This window comes from Oleiphilus sp. HI0066, from assembly GCF_001635725.1.
Genome location: NZ_LWFH01000089.1, coordinates 1 through 669 on the forward strand (window position 1 = coordinate 1; position 669 = coordinate 669).

Consider the following 669-nt stretch of genomic DNA (forward strand, 5'->3'; position numbering starts at 1 on the left):
AATTGCCATCGATTGCGGCCGATGTACTGCCAAACTTGGTGAAGGGACAACCTTCTGAGTTGATTCGTTCGGCAAGTGGCTTCCACATTATAACCGCTTTAGATAAACGCGGTGGAACAGAGCAGTGGGTTGAGCAGCGCAAGGTGCGCCATATCTTAGTGGCACCGAGTGCAATTCGTAGCGATCGTCAAGCTAAAGAGATTATCGACAAGCTCTACGAGCGTGTGATCAATGGTGATGATTTTGCAGAGCTAGCGAGATCTAATTCGGATGATCCTGTGTCGGCGATAGATGGTGGCGCTTTAGATTGGGTCAGCCCTGGACAAATGGTTCCTGAGTTCGAAGATGTGATGAACGCTACGAAGGTTGGTGAAATCAGTGAGCCATTTCGATCTAATTTCGGTTGGCATATCTTACAAGTTCAAGATAGTCGACAGCAGGATATAAGTGCCTTGGTGCAAGAAAACCAGGCAAGGCAGTTGATCTATCGCAGAAAATTCGAGGAAGAGCTCGTAATTTGGTTGCAAGAAATTAAGTCTGAAGCATTTATCGAGTTTAAAGATGAAACGCTTCGCGTAGAGGGCTTATAAGTGGGCGATACTCGAGCTCATTATCTTGCTGTCACGCCAGGAGAGCCTTCCGGTATTGGCCCTGATCTATGCGTACTTT

Annotated in this window: 1 protein-coding gene; it reads left to right on the top strand. The window is 46.9% G+C overall.

Annotation, left to right across the window (positions count from 1 at the left end):
• A partial coding sequence (locus A3738_RS01350; protein WP_197473506.1) for a peptidylprolyl isomerase occupies positions 1-590 on the top strand: 590 nt, incomplete at its 5' end.
• Positions 591-669: the final 79 nt, after the last annotated feature.